A 24675-nucleotide genomic window follows, 5' to 3' on the forward strand; every position below is an offset into this window, starting at 1 on the left:
AATTGTTGGCATTATTGATATACTTAGTGTTGTGGTGAGTAGCTTATGAATTATTATATTTCAGACTTACATATTGGTCACACAAATGCATTGGCATTCGATGCTAGACCATTTAAGACAATAGAAGAGAACGATGAAACTATTAAAAATAATTGGAATTCAGTAGTTGGCTTAGATGATGATGTTTATCTTTTAGGAGATATTAGTTGGTATGGTTCAACTAAAACATTGGAGTATTACAGCCAGTTAAATGGTAGGATTCATTTAATAAAAGGAAATCATGATAATAAGATTCTGAAAAACAAAGATTTACAGAATTTATTTGTAGAAATAGTTGATTATAAAGAACTATACCTTAATCCAAAAGAGAGTATTATTCTTTGTCATTATCCGATTCCTTGTTTTAAGAATCATTACTATGGTTGGTACCATTTATATGGACATGTACATACAGGTTTTGAAAATAATATGATGCAAAGAACAAAGTATGAAATGGAAAATCTATATAATACACCATGTAAAATGTATAATGTCGGAGCAATGCTGCTGAATTATACTCCTAGAACTTTAGAAGAAATAACAGGAGGAGCTACGTGTTTATAACTAGAAAAAAGATGAAAAAGAAAATTACTGATACATATAACAAAGGATTTCATATAGGAAAACTTTATGGTGTTACTAAAATATATAATGAAATAAAAGGAGGCAACACAGATGTAATTGATCTGTGCAAGAGAATTATGAGTGAGAAAGAGGTATTCAATACTTAATGTATTGTGCTTACATTACTGAGCTTAAGCAACTTCGTAAACACAGCAATGCTGATAGGCTCCAGCTTGGTACCGTTTTTGGAAATACGGTTATTGTTGATTTAAGTTATTACGAAGGGCAGAAAGTTGTATTTTTCCCGGTTGATGGTCAGCTAGGAGAAGAATTTGCAAAAGAAAACAATTTACTGCGTATTAAAAATGAAGATGGAACAACTACAGGTGGATATCTTGATCCTGTAAAACGAAACATTAAAGCTATGAGACTGCGAGGTGAAAAATCAGAAGGATTGGTTTTACCAGTAGAATCTCTTAGTAAATGGACTGATATAAATAAATTATCTTTAGGAGATCAAATTACTGTACTTGATGGGACAGTTATCTGTAAAAAATATATTCCAAGATCAAATCATAAAAAATCTAACAATGGTCCGAAAGTAAAAACTCCAAATTTAAAAAACAAATTTCCTTATTTTAAAGAACATGCTGATACAGAACAGTTAGCATATAACTTAAATGCCTTTAAACCAGGAGATACTTGTTACATTACTTTGAAAATGCATGGCACATCTGGTCGAACAGCAAATGCAATAGAAGTAACTACTAAGAAAAAGACTCTACTACAGAAACTTTTTTGTAGACCGGCTCCTGTTATCAAAGAATGGAAAATAGTTACTGGAACAAGAAGAGTTGTACTCAATACATTTGAAGGCGGTTACTATGGGAATGATAAATTTAGACAGAAATATCATGACTACTTTATTGACAAACTGCCAAAAGGAATGGAAGTGTTTTATGAAATCGTAGGGTGGGTTGATGGTACAGAGCAGACCATTATGGGAACCTGTTCCAACACTAAAATTAAAGATAAAGAAGTTAAGAAGCTTTACGGTGATGAAACAGTGTTCTCTTATGGGTGTACTCCTGGTACTTCTGATATTTATGTTTATAGAATGACTATGACCAATGAAGATGGGATTCTTACAGAGATTCCATGGGAAGAAGTAAAGAATTGGTGTGATCGTTTAGGAGTTAAACATGTACCTGAATTTGATAAATTCCTGTTTACTACTAAAGAAGATCTTATGGAGCGTGTAGAAAAATACTATGATGGGCCTGATCCAATAGGGGCGACACATGTTAGAGAAGGTGTAGTTGTAAGAATTGATAATAGAAGTAGCTTTAAGGCTTATAAACACAAGAATTTCACTTTCAAGGTCCTTGAAGGATTGATAAAAGATTCCTCTGATACACCGGATATGGAAGAGGCACAAGAAATTATTGAGGAGGAAACTGTATGACATTAGCAGAGAGATTTTTTAAGGAAGAATTAGAAGTATTTGAAAATGATGATATTCAGGAATTTTGTATTGAATTACTAGATACTGCGCCTACATATTTCTGGCAAGTGTCTGCTTCAAGTACTAACAAGTATCACCCTGATTATACAGTTGGTTTTATGGGACTTGCTAAACATGTAAAAGGAGCAACTAGATTCTTAAATCATATGCTGTCAATTGATTGTATCAAGAGTCAGTTTACATCAAGAGAAAGAGATATGCTACGAACAGCTATTATGAACCATGATGATGAAAAACTTGGGCGTAATGGCAGTCAATATACTCTTTTTAAACACCCGTTACTTATAGCTGAGAGAATAAAATCCTATAAAGGATTTGAATGGTTGCCGGATGAAGAATTGGATTATATTGCAGACTGTTGCGCCTCACATATGGGTGAATGGAACACAGATAAAAGAAGTAAAGATGAGCTGCCATTACCAGAAACAAAAGGTCAGATGATAGTTCACTTAGCAGATTATTTAGCATCAAGAAAAGATTTAACAGTATCTTTTGATGAAACTGAAGTAGATGAACTGATGAAAGAATTCAAACCTACACCAGAAACATATCTTATGCCATTCGGCAAACATAAGGGAGAACCACTCTCTGAAATTCCAGATAGTTATTTAGGATGGTTGAATGATCAGAATCCATCAGAACCTCTGAAAACACTACTTGCTGAAGCTTTAGGCATTAGCGGAAGCATCTTTGAAGAGGAGGAATGAGATGGAAACACGAACAACATTATGCCAGTGCACTCGTTGTGCTTCAGTGTTTGAATGGAATGAAAGAAAAAATAATAGATGTCCAGAATGCAAAGGCATATATACAGTTATTAGATTCGCTAACCCGTCAGATGAAGAATATTTAGATAGAGTTAGCATGAGATTTAGTGAATAAGTCGTTCAATCATGAACGCTTATCAATATACCAAACAATATTATTTATAAGAGGAGACAATATTCATGAGTGAAAAAACAAATTTAAGACAGGCAGACACAAAAGTAGAAGTAGTTGGTATTGTAAGCGAAAACACACTGGAAGAGTCAGTAAGAGATGGTAAAAAAGTTATTAGCGGTGACATTACAGTACAGACAGGAGACATTAACTTTGTAACATTTAGAGTGTATATCAATGAGAAAAAGAATGACGGCACAGATAATGGCTATTATGCAGGCATTGAAACTGTAATGAGAGAATATCAGTCTATTGCTAAAGTTGGTAAAGACGCAGCTACAAGAGTAACTGTTACAGATGGTCAAATCAGACCTCGTTCTTACGTTGGAAAAGATAAACAGGTACATGTAGGTATTTCTTATCAGACAATGATTTTTAAGCGTTATGATGGAGCCCCAGAGAAATTCGAGCCTCGTGCTTGGTTTGAAGTAGAAATGGCAATTGCTTCTATTACTCCAGAACTTTATACATCTGGTGAGAATAAAGGTGAAGAAACAGGCCGAGCTATCGTAAAAGGATGGATGCCTACATACGCAGGAATTGAGCCAATGACCTTATATGCTCCAGCAGAAGATGGAATTGCAGAAGCAATTTTAGATGATTATGCACCAAATCAGACTGTTAAGTTCTATGGTGATATTGTAAATAGTCGTGCAGAAATCACAAAAGAAATTCCTGTAAAAATTGGTAAACCAAGATTTGAGAAGAAAACTATCTATAAAAATGAGATGATTATTACAAATGCTTCTGATGCTTACGGCGAGGATAGTGAAACACCAACTCCAGAACCATATGACATTGGTGCAATTTCTCAGGCAATTACTGATAGAGAAGTTCGCTTAGAGGAAGAGAAAGCAAAAGCTAAACAGCCAGAGACAGCAACTTCTGCCGCAACAACTAAAGCTAGACCAAAACTTCCTAACTTTTAATCTGTAAACAAGTTTGTAAAAATATAAATAGTAAAATTAAAGGAGATTACATATGACAGATAGTATTTTTGAACCAGAAGTAAGCGTTGTAGCACATGGTCTTGAAGGAAAAGTAATTATGCTTTATGGCACAAACAATACGGGAAAAACTTATAATTGCGCAAAGATGAAGAATGCTTTGTTCTTCATGTGTGAGAATGGTTTAGGCGCTCAGGCAGGAGTTAAACATAAAATGATTAACAACTGGAGAATGTTCACTAAATACATCAAAGAACTTACTGATCCTAAAACAGTAGAAAGAGCTAAAGAGATTTATTCCACTATTGTTATTGATGAAGTATATGCTTCCTCTCTGTTTTGCCAGAAATTCATATGTGACACATATGGTGGAGGATGCATTTCTCTTGGAGCCAATGAAAACAGCAAAGTAAATCTTTATCAGATTTATGAACGTATTTATTGGGAACAGATTCAGAAATTAGTAACTTCCGGGTATACAGTGGTATTCGTTGCGCATGCAGACGAAAAAGATGGCTTTATTCAGCCTAAGGGAGACAAGCGCTGTATTAAACCAATTGTAGATAATTGTGACGTAGTGGCTTACCTTGAACCAAATGGCGTAGATGAAGATGGACATGTAATTAAATCTTCTGCTTATTTTGCGCAGACAGATAAGTTCTTCGCTCGTTCAAGATATGATTTCATGGTAACTAAAATTGAAGAGTTTACAGCAGATAATTTAGAGAAAGCAATTTCTGATGCAATCACTAAACAGGAAGAAGCTGACGGTATTAAATCAGTATCCTATGATGAACAGCAGTCTATGTATGAAGAAAAAGAAACAATGTCCTTTGAACAGCTTCAGGAAGAGATTGCCCTTTGGGGAGGTAAACTGGCTGCCTCAGATCATATGGAAACATTGACAGATATTGTAGAGCAGACTCTTGGTGTTGGGAAGAAAGTATCTCAGTGTACTAAAAAGCAGACTGAGGCAATGAGCATTATTCTCGAAGACATTAAGGATGCTTGTGCTGAATTAGGAGTGGCGTAATGCCAAGGGCAATGTACATTTGCCCGGTATGTCATAAAAATGTACTTGCTTCGAAAGCTATTCATATAAAAACCAGATACTATCATAAATCTTGTCTTGATAAAAAAATCAAGAAAGAAAAAGAAAAGATTGACAATGATAAGCTGACGAAAAAGCAAAGGGAACAGTATGAGAGAGCACTGAAACAAAGTGCTCTCCCTAAAATCCCTGAAGCAGTTCCAGAAAGTGAAGCCCAGGCAGCAGAAAAATTCTTTAGTAAAGTGGAGCAAATACAGGGTAAATGCACAGCGAAAAGTTCAGCAATGGCTTATAAATACAAAAAAATGTATGAAGGATTTACTTGGGAAGGAATGGAACAGACTTTAGAATATTGTTTTTCTATAGTTGGATTAGAAGCCAGGAAAGATGAAGATAGTGACATTGTTGGATTAATTCCTTGGTATTATGACCAAGCTCAGGCATTTTATGCACAGCTAGACAGTATAGAACCTTCAAAAGTAGATTTGGATAAGATTTATAAAAAGAAGCATATAAAAGTATCGCCTAAAAAGAAAAATGTAGATTTGATTGATATAAGCAAAATAGGGGAGTGAATATGTTAATTGACAAACACGCCACTCTTCAATGTTTAGGATGTATTATGAAGAAACCTTCCCTTTTGGAAGAATACACACTTACACAGTATGACTTTGAAGAAGAACAATTTTACGCAATATTATTTTCATGTGTGTATAACCTCTACAACCAAGGGGTAGAGATTATAGATACATTTGCTATAGATAGTTTTCTTTCAAGATATGAGAAACAATATAAAATTTTCAACGATAATCAAGGAATTGATTATTGTGACGATGCCATTCGTTTGGCTGAATTGGAAAATTTTAGTTACTACCTGGAACGCTTGAAAAAATTTAGTCTTTTAAGATATTGGGATTCATGTGGAGTAGACATAAGGAACATCTATGATCAAACAATCATTGAGCCTAGCAGACAAGAACAGCAAGCAGCTAAATTAGATGCAACTTCAATAAATGATATGATTCTGGAAGAAGAGGATCTGCTCATTACGAAAGCAAAAATGCTCTATGGAATGGATTCTTCGAGAAGGGGTCAGCTTGCCGGTAAGGGAATGAAAGAACTGAAAGAAAGATTGAAAGAAGAACCAGAGTTTGGAATACCTTTACAGAGCCCTATGATGACTACTATTGCTAGAGGGGCGAGACTTAAAAAGGTCTATCTTCGTTCTGCTGATTCTGGTGGAGGAAAGACAAGGACTGCATTGGCAGATATCTGTAATATTTCAATCCCTTATTTCTATGATACAGATAAAAAAGAATGGATTTACACTGGGTGTGAGGAACCATCTCTATTCATCTCTACTGAGTTAGAGGAAGACGAAGTACAGACTATCATTATGGCATACGTTTCCGGAGTACCAGAGAACAAGATTCTTGATGGAGACTATGAAGGAGATGAGGAAGAACGAGTAGATAAAGCTATTGAATATATTGCTACTTATCCTTTATATATAGAAATTATTAATGATTTTGGTATAGAAGATATATCAAATATCATTAAAACTTATAAGAGAGAAAAAGGATGTCATTATTTCGTATTCGATTATATACATATGTCAGCTAAATTAATTGCTGAAGTTGCTTCTATGAGTAAAGGAATGAAATTGAGAGAAGATCAGACTTTGTTCTTATTCATGGACACTCTTAAGAATTTGGCTATGAAATTGGATATCTTTATTCTAACAATGACTCAGTTAAATGGTACATACAAAGATAGTCAGATTAAAGACGAAACAATGTTAAGAGGTGCAAAATCTCTAGCAGATAGAATTGACTTAGGTGAAATTTCACTGAGGCCAACAAGTGCAGAGTTAGAGTGTGTAAAGAAACTTATGCACAATATGTATGGAGTACCGATACCGAACCTTGTAAGACACATATATAAAGTACGAAGAGGAAAGCTGACAAAAATCCGCTTATGGCAATATGCTGACCTCTCTACTGGAAGAACCAAAGATTTATTTATCACAGATAACTATTATAACTTGATTGAAACTGAAGTGGCTGTAGCTCAAATTGAGAAAGTAATTGAGGAACATTCTGAGAGCCTTGATGATATCCAGATTACTGATGATGAGCAACAAGAAGCTACGAGTACTTTATTAGGATCAATGCCATTTGATTTTTAGGTGTACTGATGCCTTACTATGATAAAAATGCAATATTAAAGGCTCTTACAAAGGAACAGGTAATCAAGATAGTTACCGATTTAGGATCAAAAGGATATAGAACAGACTCATCTGGGAATCTTATCTTTCAAACAATCTGTCATGGTGGCGATAGTTATAAGCTTTATTACTATCATGAACCTACAGATCAGTATTCTGGAAGAACATTTCATTGCTACACCTCATGTAGCGAATCATTCTCTATTTTTGAATTAGTAATCAGAGCTAAAAGAGTACAAGGGATTACTTATACTTGGTATCAGGCGGTATCTTATATTGCTAATCAAATAGATATGAAAGCTGTTGAACATATTGAGAGACCAAAACATATATGTGATATGTCGTGGCTCAAGAAGTTTGGAAAAAACAAATCTACAGACATTATAGACTGTGAACCTATAGATGAGCATGTGTTAGAAATGTTTGAATATACTCCTCATGAAGTGTTTTTAAACGACCATATTTCCAGAGAGACGTTATCTACATTTGAAATATCTTATTGGGGTAATACAAATCAAATAGTTATTCCTCATAGAGATAGACATCAAAATCTTATTGGTATAAGAGGAAGATATCTCGATGAAGAAGACGTAGAGAACATTGGAAAATATGTACCTCTTAATATAGAAGGAAAATTTCTAAGCCACAAGTTATCACATAATCTTTATGGTATTCATATTAACCAGAATAAGATTAAGACTTGTAGGAAATGTTTACTACTTGAGTCTGAGAAAGGAGTTATGCAAAATCATTCGTATTTTGGTGATGATGACTTTTCTTTAGCTGTATGTGGCAGTGAAATTTCAGATGAACAAATCAAATTGCTACTCGATTATTTGAAGATAGAAGAATTAATTCTTGGTTTTGACAAGGAATATAAGGATCCATATGGATGGGACGGTGAGCTGTACAAAAATAAATTATTTAAGAAAATACGTCCGATTATTCCATATTGTAAAGTATCAATCTTATGGGATAAAGATGGGGTATTAGATTATAAGGATGCGCCTACAGATAAAGGCAAAGAAACATTATTAAAACTGCTTGACAACAAAGTAGAAATAACTATGGAAGATATCACGTTGGAGGGAACGTATTATGTATAGAAAGGCATTAATTGACTGAAATCAGTCAGAAAATCCGACAAGTAACTGAGGAGGATAAGGGGCTGCCTTATCTCTCCTACAGTAAAGAGAGTAACTTTGATCATTGTCCACTGAGTCACAAATTAAAATATGTAGACAAAAACTTTTCAAAGAAATCGTCTCTTCCTATGGAAATTGGTTCTATTTTACATAAGGCATTAGAGCTTAAAGGAAGAATGATAATGGAAGGTAAGACAGTAGATTATGACTATCTTAAAAGCATTACAGAAGAGGGCTATTTAGAGACTGATGAGAAGTCGGATAATCACATTCTCGGTATAAAAGACCTCAAAAAGAAATATTTTGATGAGTTTTTTACTGCTGATAGTAAGTCAGGTATGAACTATTCAGAAAAGATGGATATCTTTTATAACAAAGTATTGCCATCTAGGATTGATAGTAAAGAGTGGACTCCCGTAGCAGTAGAACAGAGATTTGAATTTGTATATGACGACAGAGTTATTATACATGGTTTTATTGATAGAGTGGATAAGAATGCAAAAGAACAGCTAAGGATTACTGACTATAAATCCTCAAAGGCCGTGTTTAGAGATGCAGATATAAAAACACCTATGCAACACGTAATTTATGATCTGGCATGTATTCATTTATACGGACAGCCTGCAACAGACCATGTGTATGATTTTATTCTTATAGATGCTATTCAAGGAGCTGATGAAGGTGTATGTACCAAAGGCTATCTTAACAGAGGAATTAAGAAACTGGACAAGGTGTTAAATGAAATGGATGAAATGGAAATTAAAGGCGAGTATCCTCCCAAACCAACTCCATTATGCTACTGGTGTCCATTCCACAGCACTTCCCCAAATGCTGATCCTAAGTTTTCTGGTCTATGCCAGTATCATAGCTTATGGACACCTGAGAAAAAATCATTTGCAGTGCTTAATCCTTATAGACAAGGAATAAAGAAAGAAACTAAGAGAAAGTTGGTGTTCTAGTGAGAATAGAGACACATGCGCATACAGAATTTAGTCAGCTTCGTATGTTGGACTGCATCGTAAAAGTACCTCAATTAATAAAACAAGCTACATCTCTTGGACTTTCAGGAGTTGCTATCACTGATCATGAGTCTGTATCTGGTCATGTGAGATTTATTCAAACAATTAAATCCATGAAGTCTTCCGGTGAACTGCCGGAAGATTTCAAAGGAATACTTGGTAATGAAATATATTTAGTTGACAAATTAAATATATCAGAAGATGGAAAGAAGTCTTGTGATTCTCCATTTTATCATTATATTCTTCTGGCTAAAGATGAAATAGGGCATAAGCAGTTAAGAGAACTTAGTTCATTAGCATGGGATAACAGTTTTTATACAGGAAGGATGGAACGTGTTCCTACATTGAAAAGTGATCTGGAACATGTGGTTAAATCTAATCCTGGACATCTGATTTCAACGACAGCATGTTTAGGAGGAGAATTAGGCAAGTCTCTATTAGCAGGAGAAAATTATATGGATTTTCTTCTCTGGAACCAGCAGTTATTTGGTAAAGATTTTTACTTGGAAATGCAACCGGGACTGTCAGAAGAACAGATAAAGTTGAATCGAGAGATTGTAAAATTAAAGCATCAATTAGGAATAAAAGCTACTATTGCCTGTGATGTTCACTATTTGAAACAAGAGGATAGAGAAATTCATGCTGCTTATCTTAATAGTCGCGATGATGAAGAAAGAGAGTTAGGTGATTTCTATGAATCAACTTGGATGATGACCAATGAGCAAATTCATCAGAGGATGGATTATCTTGGGTATGAAGAAGTGGAAGATGCATTGAAGTGTTCTCTGGAGATTGGTGAGAAGGTTGAAGAGTATGATTTGTATTGTCCAACTATTGTTCCTGGAGCTGACATCCCTGATTTTGAGTTAAGTGATTTCTTTGGCAATTATTATGATCGCTATGAATACATATCTAAATTCGCTCATAGTGATAATGTTTATGATAGATATTTATTAAAACTGATAGAAGATGGATATTATGAAAAGATTCCTTATACTACTTTCGGTAAAGTAAAATTTTTTGAGACTTTAGATAGAATTGAAGTTGAATTAAAAGAAATGTGGCTTGTTACTGAAAAGCTTGGTACAAGTATTTCTTCCTATTATATATCAACACTTGAGTTGGTTAATATTATGTGGGAAGAAGGAGATTCTTTAGTGGGTGTAGCCAGAGGTTCAGTAACAGGAATGTTTACAATGTATCTCATTGGCATTACTCAAATGAATCCTTTACAGTGGGGACTGCCTCATTGGAGACATATTTCCCATGAAAAAGTTGAACTCAGTGACGTAGATATCGACACACAGCAAGATAGAAGACTAAAAATCATTGAAGCTGTGAAACGTCGCAGAGGTGAAAGAAAAGTACTTAATTGTAGTACTTTTAAAACAGAAGGTAGTAAATCAGCTATTATTACTGCTGGTAGAGGATTAGGCTTAGATTCAGATATCACTCAGTATTTATCTAATCTTATCCCTGTTACCAGAGGTCAAACTTGGAGTTTACATGATTGTCTTTATGGGAACGAAGAGAAAGAACGTCAGAGACAAACTGAATTTGCAAATGAAGTCAAAAAATACGACAAACTTTTAGAAACAGCTATGACTATTGAAGGGCTTATATGTGGAAGAAGTATACATGCTTCAGCAGTATATTTGTTTAATGAAGATTTTTTGGCTCACAATGCTAGGATGAAAGCTCCAAACGGTATTTATATCACTCAATTTAATATGAAAGATTCTGATTATTGTTCTGGTCTTAAAATGGATTTCTTAACCATTCAGGCATTAGATAAGATTAGAACTTGTATGAATTTGCTAATTGATGCGGGATATATGAAATGGCAAGGATCACTGAGAGCTACATATAATAAATATTTACATCCAGATGTACTTGATTATGATACTAAAGAAATGTGGGATATGGTTGCAAAGAATGATGTGACAGATCTCTTTCAGTTTGATACTGCAGTTGGGCTTCAGGCAGCTAAACGAATCAAACCCCATTCCTTAGTAGAGCTTGCAACTGCGAACTCAATTATGAGACTTATGGTATCAGGAGAAGGCGCTGAACAGCCCATTGACACTTATATTAGGTATAAGAATGATATTAATGAATGGTACAAATGCATGAGAGATGAGTACCGTTTGACAGAAAGTGAAATAAAAATATTAGAGAAATATCTATTACCTGTATATGGAGTAGGAGATACACAGGAAATTGTAATGGAAATTTCTATGGATGATCATATTTCAGGATTCAATGTTACACAGAGTAATAAGTTAAGAAAAGGTATTGCTAAAAAAGATGAAAAACTGCAGGAAGCTATGAAAAAGATGTTCTTTGAACATGGCAAAGAGATTGGAACTTCAGAGAATCTGCTGAACTATATCTGGAAAGAAGTTATAGGAAAGCAGCTTGGGTTGAATACGGCTCAAGTAAAACCTTGTGAACGTATGCAAAAACGGTGTCCGTACTTTTTACGGGCTAACGGTGGACGCTGATAATGCCAATACCGTGCCAAGTTAAATCGGGTGTAACGACTATTAGTACTGATGAGATTAGCACATTGGGAAGCGCAAGGATAGGGTGACTGTGCTCTGGAGGTTACGATGGAAGAATGGAAGGATATTGAAGGATGGGAAGGAAAATATCAAGTATCCAATTATGGAGACATTAAAAGATTAGAACGAGATATTACAGATAGTTTAGGAAGAACCAAGCATTATACTGAAAAAATATTTCATCCTCATAAAGCAAATAACGGATATACGAGAGTAAGTTTTGGAACAGAAAGAGATTTGACTCATAGGGTTGTAGCAAAAGCTTTTTTGCCGAATCCTCGAAATTTACCGGAAGTAAATCATAAAGATGGACATAGGAAAGATTTCAATTTTGCAGGGACCAAAGAAAATAATTATGAAGACGGAAATTTGGAATGGGTTGACAGAAAAGAAAATATGCTTCATGCCTCTCGTACAGGTTTGATTAATAAAGATAGTAAAAAACGGAAAATATCAACAGCATTAAATCAGAAAAAGTCAGTTGAAAAAGCACTAAGACCTGTAGCATTGCTTGATGATGAAAATAATATTTTGAGTATTTTTCGAAGTATAAAAATTGCTGGTGAGATTACAAACATTCCTCAATAAAATATAGGAGAAGTATGTAGAGGGAATAGAGACTCAGCTGGCGGGTTTAAATGGGAATATGTGGACAAAGATTTATTTAATACAGTCACTCAAGAGATAGTCTAGTCCGAACAAATACTACGAAAGTAGCGGTACACCGATTCATTTTCTAAAAACCACACTTTCCCTTATTCCTGTATTGGTTTGCAAGAGTTGAATTTAGGATATCACTATCCAATTATCTATTGGAATACAGCATGTTTAATTATCAATGCCGGAGCCAACGAAGAGCTTGATGATAATAAGTCCACTCAATATGGGAAAATTGCGAAAGCAATAGCCAATTTTAAGCAGCGTTCAATCATAGTAGACAGACCTCTTATCAATGAAGCAAAGTTTTCCTTTGTCCCAGATGAAAAGAACAATCGTATTATTTTCTCTTTTAAAGGACTTTGTGGAATAGGTGATGATATAGCTCGTGCCATTGTAGAGCATCAGCCTTATAGTTCATTTGAAGATTTCTGTAAACGTATGGTAGACACTAAGATTATTGGTACTGCTAAAATGATTATTCTAATTAAAGCTGGTTGTTTCAATGAACTTGATTCTCCAGATCGCATGGAAACAATGAAAAAGTTTCTTTCTCGTAATGTATTTACACCTATAGATAAGCTGACTATGCAGCAGTTTAACTCAGCATTAGAATATGACATCTTCCCAAAAGAGATGGAAACAATGATTAGAATCAAGAATTTCAAAGCGTATGCTTTACATGAGAGTTTCTTTTTAAAAAATATAATAGATGAAGGAAAAAAGGTACCTAAAAAAGGATATCATGACAGATATTTTGCTCTTGATGAAAGAGGTACAGAATTTTTGATGGAGCACTTTAATACATGTATTGTGGGTACAAAGGAGGATGGAGTAATTATTTCAGAGAAGCTCTTTAATAAAGAATGGGATGCTCTTATCCAACCATTGAAAGATTATATGGCTTTACCTGAGACACTTCAATTATATAACCAGAAAAAACTTGACTCAACAATGGAATCTTATGCATCTGGATCATTAGAACAATGGGATATGGAATCATTAAGCTATTACCCGGATCGGCATGAGTTGTGGAATTTGAATGAGCCAAAGTATGGAGTGGTTGATTATAATTCACTCCCAGAGATTCCTGAAGTGTATGAGCATACCACAAGAAGAGTTAGAGGAGAAATTAAACATTTTCCTAAATATAAAATATTTCGATTAGCTGGAACTGTTTTAGACTCTGATAATAATAAACATTTGGTGTCGTTGCTGACTAACCATGGTGTCGTAACCTGTAAATATAACAAAGGTCAGTATAGTTATTATAATAAAAGAATTTCTGAGCAGACACCTGCAGGCAAGAAAAAAGTTCTGGAAGAGTCTTGGTTTAAAAGAGGTTCTAAAATCATTGTTTGTGGTTATAGGCGTGAAGATCAATTTGTTATTATGAAATATCCAGACACTGTTTATACTCATACAACTAATAGAATTGAGGAAATTTACAATGATGGAACAATATTGGCTCAAACAGATAGAAAGAAAGTTGGTGAAGGATAATAGAAACTGTAGTTGAACAGGTACAGTTCAAAGGTCTTTTAGAAGAGCAAAAATACTATAATGATTCTACTCACTGGGGCATATTTTATGCAACAGTGAGAGAAATAACTGTAGGAAATCTTACAAAAGGCATGAGATATTGTATTAAAGGAAATATTCATACGCCTATTATAGGAAAAGTTTACGACATAAAAGGTGAAATGGACTACAGCCCCACCTGGGGAGAGCAAATTAGTATTCTTGAAAGCTCTATGAATAATGATTTAGCTGAAACTGATATTAGAGGTCAAAAATATATTCTCTGCAAACTATTCCCCAAACATGTACAAAGAATGTATGAGACTTTAGATAATCCTTACTTAGCTTTAAAAGAAGGGAACGTAAAAGAACTTACAAAAATTAAAGGATGTGGCCCTAACGTAGCTACTAAGTGGATTGAGAAATTTAATGATACTTATGACAAACACAAAGCTTATATTGATTTAGCCAGATATTCTATTACTGATAAATTGATAGAAAAGATTATTAAATACTATCATGAAGATGTAGATAAAGCCGTTGATGTAGTAAAAAATCATCCATATGATTTGACAATCATAAGAGGGATAGGTTGGAAAACAGCCGATGATATAGCACTGCAGAATGGAGCTGATCCTTATGGTATAGATCGGATTGAAACTTGTATTAAAATGTTTCTAAGGAATCAAGGAGAGAATGGAAAATCATTTAGTTATTCAGAAGAAATCATGCAAGAGTTAATAGATAAAATAGGAGAAGAAGTACCTGATTTGAATATCGCTGAAGCGATACATGATTTACAAGATTCCCAAATGATTGTATGGAATAAAGAAAAAACTAAGATAGGATTGAAATGGTATTATGACTTAGAATATTCGATAGCTGAACATTTAGTAAGATTAAAAAATGCCCCTAATAAATTTAAGTATAGTAACTGGCTAGAGATAATTAAAAAGAAAGAAAAAGCTCAAGGATGGGATTATACAGAGCAACAGCTTGAGGGTATTAAAATGGTTCTCGATAATCAGTTATGCTGTATCTCCGGTTACGGCGGAACAGGTAAGACGAGTATTATTGATGGTATTCTTACTATCCTGCAAGATTATAAAAGTGTAACAGTAGCTTTAGCCGGAAGAGCTGCGGCGAGAATTAGTGAAGCTTCTGGTAAAGAAAGTCAAACAATTCATAAGTTACTCAAACTCAAATATGGAGATCCAAGAACACCATTTGACTATGAGTATGATCCTTTAGATTATGACATTATTGTAGTGGACGAAATGTCTATGATTGATGGTTATCTTTTTAAGCAATTACTGAAAGCGTGTGCTACTGGAACAAAAGTAATCTTTATTGGAGATGTGGGGCAGCTAGAATCTATAGGTTCCTGTGCAGTAGCTGCTGATATGCTTGAATCTAAATATATATCTTCAATTTTCCTTGATAAAATTCATAGACAAGCTCAGAAATCAGCGATTATTACTGAAAGTATTCGAGTGAGACAAGGAAAACAATTAACTTCTGATGGGTGGACTGGAGAAGAAACAAGAGGTGAACTTCAGGACATGATTCTTAATTGCTATACTGATAAATCTAATACATATCATAATATAGTGCAGTATTTTAAAGAAGAAATCAAACATGCTAAATCTATTCTGGATGTGCAAATCATTGTTCCTTGTAAACAAGGAGTGTCTTCAGTAGCTTCTTTAAATCATATAGCTCAACAGATATACAACCCCAAATCAAAAAAGCAATACAAAATTATGAAAAGTGGAGTAGTTCAATGGGTATTAAAAGTAGGAGATAAAGTTATAAACAAACAGAATAAGTACCAGATAATTAATTCTGATGGTTCAGTTGTAGATATCTTTAATGGAAACTTAGGCATCATAAAAGATATAAAAGATGATTATATCCTGATAGATTTTCAAGGAATTGGCTATGTAGAAGTACCTAAATCACATGCTCCTTATATAGAGCTTGGATATGCAATAACTTGTCATTCAGCTCAAGGAAGTCAGTTTGATACAGTTATTGGAGGAATAGACTTTTCAATGTTTATTATGCTTAATAAAGAACTCTTATACACCATGATTACTAGAGCCAGTAAAAAATTTATACTATGTGCTCAGACTAAGGCTCTGCAATACGCAATTACTAAAGAACAGATTATCCATAGACAAACTTATCTTATGGATGATTTAGATGAATTATGTAACAAGAAATTTGATTTTTAGGAGGTATAAATATGGATGAATACAAAGAGCCATCATATAAGAATATGACAATTACACAGGTGATTGATAGATTATCAGATATTGCTGATAGCGCTCAATATTGTGAAATAGAAGGCATCTTATGTAGAGCAATTGCTATGCTTAAAGACTATAGATCAATAGATGAATTTATTAATGAACCGATGGGAGGCGGGTATTATGGCGTTTAGTCACGATATTACTTTCTGTGCAGGAGAGTTAGTGGATTGTCCTAAAAAAGAATCCTGTTATAGATACAAAGAAGTAGATAGATTCCAGCCAGGAGAAGTATTTTCTATGGCTACTCTATATAAAGCAGCTTGTTGTGAAGCTAATGATTTTCAATTATTCATAGGAGATAACAATGAAATGTGTGAGGAAAGAACAATATGAGTGTATATATTTAACAAAACAAAATCGAGAAGAAGTTTTGAAAATATTTGAGCCTAATATTGATGGTGAACATATATTTATCAAAGAAGATAATGACAGGCATTGTATTGTTGAACATCTCGGTTGGTATAGAACATATTACTTCTATAATCGGTGGTATGTTTTAGGATTAGAAGATTATACATGGAATTGCTATACAGACGAAGAATTTAAAGAAGAATTTGAATTAGTAGAAGGGAGGTAACTAAAATAATAGTTTTAGATGACAAAAACTTTTGTGTAAAAGAAGTTGCTAGTATGGAACCGCCACATATCAACATCATTGTCGTGTATCCAGTGGAATTTATTGGTGATCCAGTGCTAGAAGAAAATATCCCTAAAATGCTTTCGGTAGTTAGAGAATATATTAAAGAGTATGAATCATATTTAACATTTAAAACAAAGATAGGGAATACTGTATGGGATTCAGAGAAACTTAAATATGGCAATATAGCATATGAGCACCAGGAAAGAGCAGATAAATTAGCAGAAAAAATGAACGAAGGTATTAGTCCTTATTTTTGGTATGTTGGCAAAGTATCTGAGAATGTAGTATTCAATGAAATTTCACGAAAAGTTGATTACGCAGTATGTTTAGAAAAGATGATTTGAGAGATAAGGAGGACAAGAGTGAAAATTAATAGAATTAAAGATTTTGAATCATTTTTTAAAGTAGTAGATAAATGTAAAGGAAGAGTAGATATTGTCTCACCGGAAGGTGACAATATTGTCCTTAACAGTCAGTTATGCAGATTTGTTTTAACTGCTTTGGTACAGTCAGGGGACACTTTATTAGATACTCTTGAATTGCATTGTGAGGACCCTGATGATGCAGCTTTGTTTATTAAATATATGATGGAGGAATAAAATGAAAAGATTAAATATTTATTTAGCTGGTGCTTGCAAAGGATTAGTTGATGAAGGGACATCTTGGAGGAATGAAGCTTTTGAGAGATTTATTTTAGCACAAAAGTATTTAGATCTTATTGCATATCACTTATATGATCCAACAGAGTATTTTCCTAGAGATGGCTCTAAATCTATTACAGCCAAGCAGACAAAAAATTTCTATATAAAGTATCTCATCGCCAATAGTGATTTGATTTTAGTAAACCTTAATAATACTGAAAATTCTGTGGGAACTGGACAGGAATTACAATATGCAGTTGATAAAGGGATACCTGTTATTGGATTTGGGAAACAGAATGTATATGAATGGCTTCCTGAAGATTGTGATGTAGTGTTTGATACTCTTGAAGAAGCTGTTGATTATATTATTAATTATTACGATTAAGGAGAATGTGTATGACAGTACAGGAATGGTTAGGAACAGAGAATCAATTAGGACAAGACATTTGGGAAAGAAAATACAGATATGAAAATGAAACTTTTGATGAGTGGATTAATCGTGTATCTGGTGGAAATTCAGAAATTGCTAATTTAATTAAAGAGAAAAAGTTCTTATTTGGAGGTCGCATTCTTGCTAATAGAGGTCTTGAGAATAAAGGACGTAAAATTAGTCTCAGTAATTGCTATGTAATTGAACCACCAGAAGACAATATTGAAAGTATCTTTGACTGCGCTAAAAAACTTGCTCGTACATATAGCTATGGTGGTGGATGTGGAGTTGATATTAGTAAATTATCTCCAAGAGGTGCAAAGGTCAATAATGCCGCTAAAGAAACAACTGGTTCTGTATCATTTATGGACTTATATTCTATGGTTACTGGATTAATCGGGCAAGCGGGACGTAGAGGAGCTTTAATGCTTAGTCTTTCATGTGAGCATCCAGACTTAGAAGAGTTTATTGGTATTAAATCAGACCTTGATAGAGTCACAAAAGCTAATATTTCTATTAGAATTACAGACAAGTTTATGGCTGCGGTAAAGAATAAAACTCCATTTACTTTATCATTTACTAGGTTAGAAACAGGAGAAACCATCACTAAAGAAATTGATGCATATGAAATGTTTCATAAAATGTGTGAAATGAACTGGGATTATGCTGAACCTGGAATGCTTTTCTGGGATAGAATCAATAATTGGAATCTACTTAGTTGTGATGATGAGTTTGAATATGCAGGAACAAATCCATGCGCAGAAGAACCTTTGCCAGCGGGAGGTTCATGCCTTCTTGGTAGCATTAACCTAGCTGAATTTGCATGTGATACAGGATTTGATTTTGAGAATTTTAAGCATTGTGTTAAATCGTCTGTTATTGCATTAAATGAAGTATTAGATGAAGGACTTCCACTCCATCCATTAAAAGAACAAAGAGAATCTGTATATGATTGGAGACAGATTGGACTTGGAATCTTTGGTCTTGCCGATTTGCTTATTAAACTGGGAATTAAATATGGTAGTCCAGAAGCCATTGATTTATGTGACATGATTGGACATACTATGGCAGATATGGCAATTAAAACATCTGCTGTGTTAGCAAAAGAATATGGTGTATATCCTAAATATAAACCAGAAGCGGTAGAACAATCAGCGTTTTATAGTAAAAATGCATTAGGAGAAACAAAAGAATTAGTAGAATCATTTGGACTTAGAAACTCTCAGTTACTTACAATTGCACCAACTGGATCTCTTTCAACTATGCTTGGTGTGTCTGGTGGTATTGAACCTATTTTTGCAAACTACTATACAAGAAAAACAGAGTCTCTTAAAGGTCATGATGAATATTATAAAGTCTACACTCCAATTGTAAAAGAATATATGGATAAACATGGATTAAAAGATGATTCTGAATTACCAGATTACTTTGTAACAGCTCAGACACTGGATTATAAGAACAGAATCTATATGCAAAGTATTTGGCAGTCACACATTGATGCATCTATCAGTTCTACTGTTAATGTTCCAAATGATTTTACAGTTGAACAGGTGGAAGGATTATACATGACTGCATGGGATGCAGGATTAAAAGGTGTAACTATCTTTAGAGATGGATGTAAACGTGCAGGTATTCTTACTATTAAAGAGAATGTAGAAGATATTGTAGAAAAACCTCACAGATTAGAAAGAGGAATGATCATCAAAGCAGATGATAATTGCATTGGCAAAAAGAGAACTCTTAGGACAGGTTGTGGAACACTCCATTGTGAAGCTTTCTTTGATCCAGACAATGGCCAGTTGCTTGAAACTTATTTCAGTAAAGGGTCTTCCGGTGGGTGTAATAATTTTATGATTGGACTTTCGAGAATGATTTCTTTGGCAGCTAGAGGCGGAATTGATGTTTATTCCATAGTAGATCAGTTAAAATCTTCTGGTACCTGTCCATCATATGCGGTTAGAACAGCTACTAAGCACGATACATCTAAAGGCAGCAGTTGCCCTGTAGCTATTGGAAATGCTCTTCTTGAAATGTATGAAGAGATGATGGATGAAGTAGGTTTTTCAGATATTGAAGAAAAAGAATTAGAAGTTATTACACCTAAAATTGTACCAGTTTCTAAGGCGAAATGTCCTCAGTGTGGTGGAGAATTAGTCTTTGAAGGTGGCTGTAACACTTGCAAGAATTGTGGATGGAGTAAATGTGATTAATGAAAGTAATAGAAAAAGGTGACAAGCTCTATTATACAAGAATTTTCCCTACAGTAGGTATCTATGATGTCTGTGATTTGACTGTTCGTACAGTCACAGACACCTACTTTGTAGGTATGGATAAAAGAGATAAACATGAGTATCTCTTAGGATTTAATACTGTAGGAGAAGTAGTATTTGATAGTAAAAAAGTCGCATTGAATAAAGTACATGAAGCTGAGAAACATAAATTAAATATCAGTGATGAGACTGACTATGAGGAATATTAACAATGATTGATAAAGAAGTTATTGATAAAGAAAGAATGTATGCTGAAAATCAGCTTAAAGAAAAATCTGGTAGTAACATTGTTGTTGAATGGATGTCTGAAATAAAAGAGCTTGCGAAAAATGGATATGAGATATCTAGCGCAAATGCTCGTATGAAGGATGAAAAATTTCAAAGAATTATTGGTATCTGTGATGCAGTAATTATGGTATTGAAGGAGAATTAGGATATGGAATTTGCAAAAGCAATAGCATGGATTTCAACTGCTGTAGCAGTAATAATAGGTATGAAAATTACAGAATCGCCATGGTGCTTGTGGGCGTTTTTATTACCATTGTCAATGAGTTAAAGGGAGTAAAAAACTAAAATGAATTGTTTCAATTGTGATTATTACAGAGAAAGTTATTTATTTAACTGTTGTGAGTTAACGCAAGAGGAATGCTTCTTTATAAAGACAAAAGAGCATCCATGTTACTATATTAATGATGATTATATTTTTAAAGAAGATGTTCCGTTCTTTGGATTTAAGAAAGGAACTGATTCTAAAGAGGTTTTTAAATGGCAAAATATCTAATGAAATATAAAGGTACTTACAGACTAAAAGCTGCAATAGATCAAAGTACCAATGATTATCCCAGAGATGATTCTGGAGGAATAGATTCAAGTTTTGATGATATTTATATTAAGTGTTATGGTGGCGCTCAAATATATCATTATGGTTTTTCTACTCTTGTAGCTTATATCCCATCTATAGGAAGAGGACACAATATTTTAAAAGCTATAGCTAATGATATTGGGTTGCCGGAATATAAGACTTATGAAGAATTATACAAAGCACTTGAAGATGAAGGAACTGTACGAAGTATCATGGAAAATGATAAAGAAATAGAATTTAAGTTCCATGCTCGTAAGTTAGAATACATAGCATCTTTTCTTAAACCTGCAACTGCAGGATCAGATATTAGTCCTTTCTCGACTAAGAACTTACCCAAATGTGATTACCCTATTCCTGAGGAAGATTTAGCAGAATACAATGCTATTTTGGATTCTATGGACAACAAGGATTACTTGTTAGTCTCTAGGGTGACCGATGCTTTTTTGACCAATAAACTTCAAAAAAGTAAGCAGTATAGGACAATTGATTTGAAAAAAGATATGAAGAAAAAATGTTTAAAAACTAAAGAATATATCCATTCATTAGGTGAATGGGACAAATATATTAAGTATTTAAAAGAAAATATAAAATGAAAGGTCAGATTAGTTTATGACATTGCAAGGAGTAATAAAAGACTTCAATTTATCTGATGATATATATTATATTCTTAAAAAGAAAGATATTAGAATACCAATAAAAAGATATAAAAATATAGAAGTATGTGAGTATTGGTATGATGATGAGAGTCGTCCAGATATATGTTGCTGGATAGATGTTGAAGGTATTGGTTATGGATGGATATGGTGTGCTAATAATCTACGTAGTAAATCAAGAATTTTACAGAAAAGAGCAATAAGAAAATTTGCTATGGACTTGTTAAAACCAGAAGATGAAAATACTAATATTTTATGTTTTGATGATCCAAATGAAAAAGTTCATGTATATGGATTTATTCCTAAAGACAATAAAAATGTTTATATTCAAATCAGACTAAGTGATGAAGAATTACATTTTTAGCATGAACTTATCAATAAAAGAATCACAATATTACATACACAAAGGAGATTATTAATATGGCAAAAAGAGTTGCAAAATTTGAAAAAGTATCTTATGAACAGTTTGAAACAGCATGGAAAGATTCATTCAGTAAGCCGTCAATGATTACTGATAAAACAATTAAAGATGCATATTACCCTATTGAACTTCCTCAGAGAGCAACTAAAGGTAGTGCTGGCTATGACTTCTATTCACCGTTGTCATTTGTGTTAGAGCCGGGAGAAACAATTAAGATTCCAACTGGTATTCGTTGCGGAATGAACAATGATTGGGTACTAATGTTGTTTCCAAGAAGTGGTTTAGGTTTTAAATATAGAATAAGACTTGAGAACACAGTTGGCATCATTGACAGTGATTATTTCTATTCAGATAACGAAGGGCATATTATGGTTAAAATTACCAATGAAGGGGTTAAAACTATGAAAGTAGCTAAAGGTGATGGCTTCTGTCAGGGGATTTTCTTACCTTATGGAATTACAGAAGATGATAAAACTGAGGGTACTCGTAATGGTGGATTTGGAAGTACAGATAAATAAAAAATAGAGGCGCTGAATAGAGTGCCTCTAAAAAAAATGTGTGTTGGTTGTGTACAAGTGAAGTGTATAGAACAACCATCTACACTATATCATACTATTTAACAAAAAGAAAGGATAAAGATGAAAATTCGACTAAATGATTCGACAGATGCTACAGAAATTGTCAGTATTGCCAATAGATTTAAAAATTGTGATATTGATGCACAGTTCGGAAGATATGTTATTGATTTAAAGTCTATTCTGGGAGTCTTATCTTTTGGATTACCAAAAGATATTGACATAAATATTATGGGTCCAGAAATAGATATAGAAATTTTTAATAAAGCTATTAAAAAGTGGAGGGTTTAACTATGAAATTTGAAAGAACACATGTATATAACTTTGAAGAAGCACTTTATGGAATGAGACTGCCGTTAATGTCTCATAGTAAGAGTGATAGTACTAATTGTATTGATAAAGAATGCGATCATTGTCCTTTTGTATACGAAGATTATAACTGTGATATGATGGATTATATTATTGGCCCAAACGATATGGATTTATGTCAGAGACTTATCAGTGCCGGACCAGAGCATAGAAAATTTTTAAGACAGATTTCTGTAGCTGTTACTATTACCGCACCGCTTTATTGGTGGAAAGAGTACGATACATATAAAGTAGGAACAGTAGCTAATAGTTCCAGTACAATGCACAAACTTGCTAGTACACCTATTACTTTAGAATGTTTTGAAACAGACGATTTCGATTCAGAGATTGAAGACCCAACAGCTATTATTAATCAGTGTGAGCATTATAGACAGAAATATCTTGAGACTAAAGACAAACGCTATTGGAAAGCTTTAGTACGTTGGTTGCCTAATGGATGGCTTCAGACAAGAACTCTCAGTTTGAATTATGAGAATCTTCGTTCTATGTATTTTCAGAGGAAGTCTCATAAATTAACTGAATGGCATCAGTTTTGTGACTGGATTTTAACTCTTCCTTATGCTAAGGAGTTAATTACTTATACAAAGGAGAATGCCGCATGATAGTACTTGTAGGAGAATCAGCATCAGGTAAAAGTTCTATTGAAAGAGAGCTTATTGCTTTAGGTTTTAATAAAATAGTTACATATACTACTAGACCTATGAGAAAAGAAGATGTAGATGGAGAAACATATCATTTTATTACAGAAGAGCAATTTAATGATATGATAGAAAAAGATCTTTTTGCTGAACATGCTTCTTACAATGGTTGGCAATATGGAACAGCCAAAGAAGACTGTACAGATGATAAAGTAGTTGTCTTGACTCCTCATGGGCTCAGACAATTAAAGAAGAACAAAGATTTGCATATTATATCTTTCTATATTGATGTTCCTCGAAGGGATAGATTAATTAAAATTCTGGAACGTGGTGACGACATAGAAGAAGCCTATAGGAGAAATCTATCTGATGTGGGTCAATTTGATGGTATTAAGGATGAAGTAGATTATGTAATTTCAAATAAAGGCTATTCATGGAGTCCTTTAAATATGGCTCATATAATCAAAAGGAGTATGGAATGGATGAAATGTTAACTCCAACAGATATACAAAAACATCTAAAAATAGGACGTAACAAAACATATCAGCTTATTCAACTAAGTTCTTTCCCTAAAATAAAAATAGGAAATACATACAGGATTCCTAAAGAAAAGTATCTTAAATGGATATCTGATAATATACGTAAAACAATATTTTTATAGTA

The 24675-nt window shown here is 33.7% G+C and carries 32 protein-coding genes; all 32 read left to right on the top strand.

What is annotated here, in order from left to right:
* The first annotated feature begins 45 nt into the window (after positions 1–45).
* The gene (locus tag ACESZG_RS11090; RefSeq protein WP_070100113.1) at positions 46–603 is read left to right on the top strand and encodes a metallophosphoesterase; all 558 of its coding nucleotides are present in this window, start codon (positions 46–48) and stop codon (positions 601–603) included.
* Complete coding sequence (locus tag ACESZG_RS11095) at positions 594–770, top strand: hypothetical protein (RefSeq protein ID WP_182465137.1); 177 nt, start codon at positions 594–596, stop codon at positions 768–770. The genes ACESZG_RS11090 and ACESZG_RS11095 overlap by 10 nt, the downstream gene beginning before the upstream one ends.
* Complete coding sequence (locus ACESZG_RS11100; RefSeq protein WP_373218266.1) at positions 770–2068, top strand: RNA ligase family protein; 1299 nt, start codon at positions 770–772, stop codon at positions 2066–2068. Before ACESZG_RS11095 ends, ACESZG_RS11100 begins: the two co-directional genes overlap by 1 nt.
* Positions 2065–2835, top strand: coding sequence for a putative quorum-sensing-regulated virulence factor (locus ACESZG_RS11105; RefSeq protein WP_118592627.1), 771 nt, complete (start codon positions 2065–2067; stop codon positions 2833–2835). Before ACESZG_RS11100 ends, ACESZG_RS11105 begins: the two co-directional genes overlap by 4 nt.
* Position 2836: 1 nt before the next feature.
* Positions 2837–3010, top strand: coding sequence for a hypothetical protein (locus ACESZG_RS11110; protein WP_182465138.1), 174 nt, complete (start codon positions 2837–2839; stop codon positions 3008–3010).
* Between the two features lie 65 nt (positions 3011–3075).
* Positions 3076–3996 carry a hypothetical protein gene (locus ACESZG_RS11115; RefSeq protein WP_373218268.1) on the top strand — a complete coding sequence of 307 codons (921 nt, stop codon included), beginning with the start codon at positions 3076–3078 and terminating at the stop codon, positions 3994–3996.
* A gap of 52 nt (positions 3997–4048) precedes the next feature.
* The gene (locus ACESZG_RS11120) at positions 4049–5047 is read left to right on the top strand and encodes an AAA family ATPase (RefSeq protein ID WP_119253562.1); all 999 of its coding nucleotides are present in this window, start codon (positions 4049–4051) and stop codon (positions 5045–5047) included.
* Positions 5047–5640 (top strand): hypothetical protein, encoded by a 594-nt coding sequence (locus ACESZG_RS11125; RefSeq protein WP_373218270.1) that lies wholly within the window; start codon positions 5047–5049, stop codon positions 5638–5640. The genes ACESZG_RS11120 and ACESZG_RS11125 overlap by 1 nt, the downstream gene beginning before the upstream one ends.
* 2 nt (positions 5641–5642) lie before the next feature.
* On the top strand, positions 5643–7253 hold the full coding sequence (locus ACESZG_RS11130; protein ID WP_373218272.1) for a DnaB-like helicase C-terminal domain-containing protein: 1611 nt from the start codon (positions 5643–5645) through the stop codon (positions 7251–7253).
* An 8-nt stretch (positions 7254–7261) separates the two neighbouring features.
* A complete protein-coding gene (locus tag ACESZG_RS11135; RefSeq protein WP_055053120.1) occupies positions 7262–8398 on the top strand; it encodes a hypothetical protein in 1137 nt (378 codons plus the stop codon).
* 11 nt (positions 8399–8409) lie between these two features.
* Positions 8410–9396 (top strand): PD-(D/E)XK nuclease family protein, encoded by a 987-nt coding sequence (locus tag ACESZG_RS11140; protein WP_349062309.1) that lies wholly within the window; start codon positions 8410–8412, stop codon positions 9394–9396.
* Positions 9396–11960 carry a PHP domain-containing protein gene (locus ACESZG_RS11145; RefSeq protein WP_373218274.1) on the top strand — a complete coding sequence of 855 codons (2565 nt, stop codon included), beginning with the start codon at positions 9396–9398 and terminating at the stop codon, positions 11958–11960. The genes ACESZG_RS11140 and ACESZG_RS11145 overlap by 1 nt, the downstream gene beginning before the upstream one ends.
* A 108-nt stretch (positions 11961–12068) precedes the next feature.
* The gene (locus ACESZG_RS11150; protein ID WP_373218276.1) at positions 12069–12608 is read left to right on the top strand and encodes an NUMOD4 domain-containing protein; all 540 of its coding nucleotides are present in this window, start codon (positions 12069–12071) and stop codon (positions 12606–12608) included.
* Between the two features lie 192 nt (positions 12609–12800).
* The gene (locus ACESZG_RS11155; protein ID WP_373218278.1) at positions 12801–14180 is read left to right on the top strand and encodes a hypothetical protein; all 1380 of its coding nucleotides are present in this window, start codon (positions 12801–12803) and stop codon (positions 14178–14180) included.
* A gap of 131 nt (positions 14181–14311) precedes the next feature.
* Complete coding sequence (locus tag ACESZG_RS11160) at positions 14312–16435, top strand: ATP-dependent RecD-like DNA helicase (protein ID WP_349062306.1); 2124 nt, start codon at positions 14312–14314, stop codon at positions 16433–16435.
* A gap of 11 nt (positions 16436–16446) precedes the next feature.
* On the top strand, positions 16447–16644 hold the full coding sequence (locus ACESZG_RS11165; protein ID WP_055053116.1) for a hypothetical protein: 198 nt from the start codon (positions 16447–16449) through the stop codon (positions 16642–16644).
* A complete protein-coding gene (locus ACESZG_RS11170; protein WP_118571482.1) occupies positions 16634–16846 on the top strand; it encodes a hypothetical protein in 213 nt (70 codons plus the stop codon). Before ACESZG_RS11165 ends, ACESZG_RS11170 begins: the two co-directional genes overlap by 11 nt.
* On the top strand, positions 16818–17090 hold the full coding sequence (locus tag ACESZG_RS11175; protein WP_055053114.1) for a hypothetical protein: 273 nt from the start codon (positions 16818–16820) through the stop codon (positions 17088–17090). The genes ACESZG_RS11170 and ACESZG_RS11175 overlap by 29 nt, the downstream gene beginning before the upstream one ends.
* A 53-nt stretch (positions 17091–17143) precedes the next feature.
* On the top strand, positions 17144–17497 hold the full coding sequence (locus tag ACESZG_RS11180) for a hypothetical protein (protein ID WP_055053113.1): 354 nt from the start codon (positions 17144–17146) through the stop codon (positions 17495–17497).
* An 18-nt stretch (positions 17498–17515) separates the two neighbouring features.
* A complete protein-coding gene (locus tag ACESZG_RS11185) occupies positions 17516–17752 on the top strand; it encodes a polya polymerase (RefSeq protein ID WP_373218281.1) in 237 nt (78 codons plus the stop codon).
* A 1-nt stretch (position 17753) separates the two neighbouring features.
* A complete protein-coding gene (locus tag ACESZG_RS11190; RefSeq protein WP_055053111.1) occupies positions 17754–18179 on the top strand; it encodes a hypothetical protein in 426 nt (141 codons plus the stop codon).
* A gap of 11 nt (positions 18180–18190) precedes the next feature.
* Positions 18191–20434: an adenosylcobalamin-dependent ribonucleoside-diphosphate reductase gene (locus tag ACESZG_RS11195; RefSeq protein ID WP_373218284.1), complete on the top strand. Its 2244-nt coding sequence runs from the start codon at positions 18191–18193 to the stop codon at positions 20432–20434.
* The gene (locus tag ACESZG_RS11200; protein WP_055053108.1) at positions 20434–20703 is read left to right on the top strand and encodes a hypothetical protein; all 270 of its coding nucleotides are present in this window, start codon (positions 20434–20436) and stop codon (positions 20701–20703) included. The genes ACESZG_RS11195 and ACESZG_RS11200 overlap by 1 nt, the downstream gene beginning before the upstream one ends.
* A 2-nt stretch (positions 20704–20705) precedes the next feature.
* Positions 20706–20927, top strand: a complete 222-nt coding sequence (locus tag ACESZG_RS11205; protein ID WP_373218286.1) for a hypothetical protein — start codon at positions 20706–20708, stop codon at positions 20925–20927.
* A 141-nt stretch (positions 20928–21068) separates the two neighbouring features.
* Positions 21069–21275: a hypothetical protein gene (locus ACESZG_RS11210; RefSeq protein ID WP_373218288.1), complete on the top strand. Its 207-nt coding sequence runs from the start codon at positions 21069–21071 to the stop codon at positions 21273–21275.
* A complete protein-coding gene (locus ACESZG_RS11215; protein WP_118592641.1) occupies positions 21260–21949 on the top strand; it encodes a hypothetical protein in 690 nt (229 codons plus the stop codon). The genes ACESZG_RS11210 and ACESZG_RS11215 overlap by 16 nt, the downstream gene beginning before the upstream one ends.
* Positions 21950–21965: 16 nt before the next feature.
* Complete coding sequence (locus ACESZG_RS11220; RefSeq protein ID WP_349062299.1) at positions 21966–22373, top strand: hypothetical protein; 408 nt, start codon at positions 21966–21968, stop codon at positions 22371–22373.
* A 56-nt stretch (positions 22374–22429) separates the two neighbouring features.
* Positions 22430–22948 (top strand): dUTP diphosphatase, encoded by a 519-nt coding sequence (locus ACESZG_RS11225; RefSeq protein WP_118592643.1) that lies wholly within the window; start codon positions 22430–22432, stop codon positions 22946–22948.
* A gap of 120 nt (positions 22949–23068) precedes the next feature.
* Positions 23069–23296: an HPr family phosphocarrier protein gene (locus ACESZG_RS11230; RefSeq protein ID WP_055053102.1), complete on the top strand. Its 228-nt coding sequence runs from the start codon at positions 23069–23071 to the stop codon at positions 23294–23296.
* Positions 23297–23298: 2 nt separating this feature from the next.
* The gene (locus ACESZG_RS11235) at positions 23299–23976 is read left to right on the top strand and encodes a hypothetical protein (protein WP_373218291.1); all 678 of its coding nucleotides are present in this window, start codon (positions 23299–23301) and stop codon (positions 23974–23976) included.
* Entirely contained in the window at positions 23973–24506 is a 534-nt protein-coding gene (locus tag ACESZG_RS11240; RefSeq protein ID WP_118571490.1) for a guanylate kinase, read from the top strand. The genes ACESZG_RS11235 and ACESZG_RS11240 overlap by 4 nt, the downstream gene beginning before the upstream one ends.
* On the top strand, positions 24491–24673 hold the full coding sequence (locus ACESZG_RS11245; protein ID WP_055053099.1) for a helix-turn-helix domain-containing protein: 183 nt from the start codon (positions 24491–24493) through the stop codon (positions 24671–24673). The genes ACESZG_RS11240 and ACESZG_RS11245 overlap by 16 nt, the downstream gene beginning before the upstream one ends.
* Positions 24674–24675 lie beyond the last annotated feature (2 nt).

The sequence above is a fragment of the Blautia sp. Marseille-P2398 genome (assembly GCF_964240315.1).
Lineage (GTDB): Bacteria > Bacillota > Clostridia > Lachnospirales > Lachnospiraceae > Blautia_A > Blautia_A wexlerae.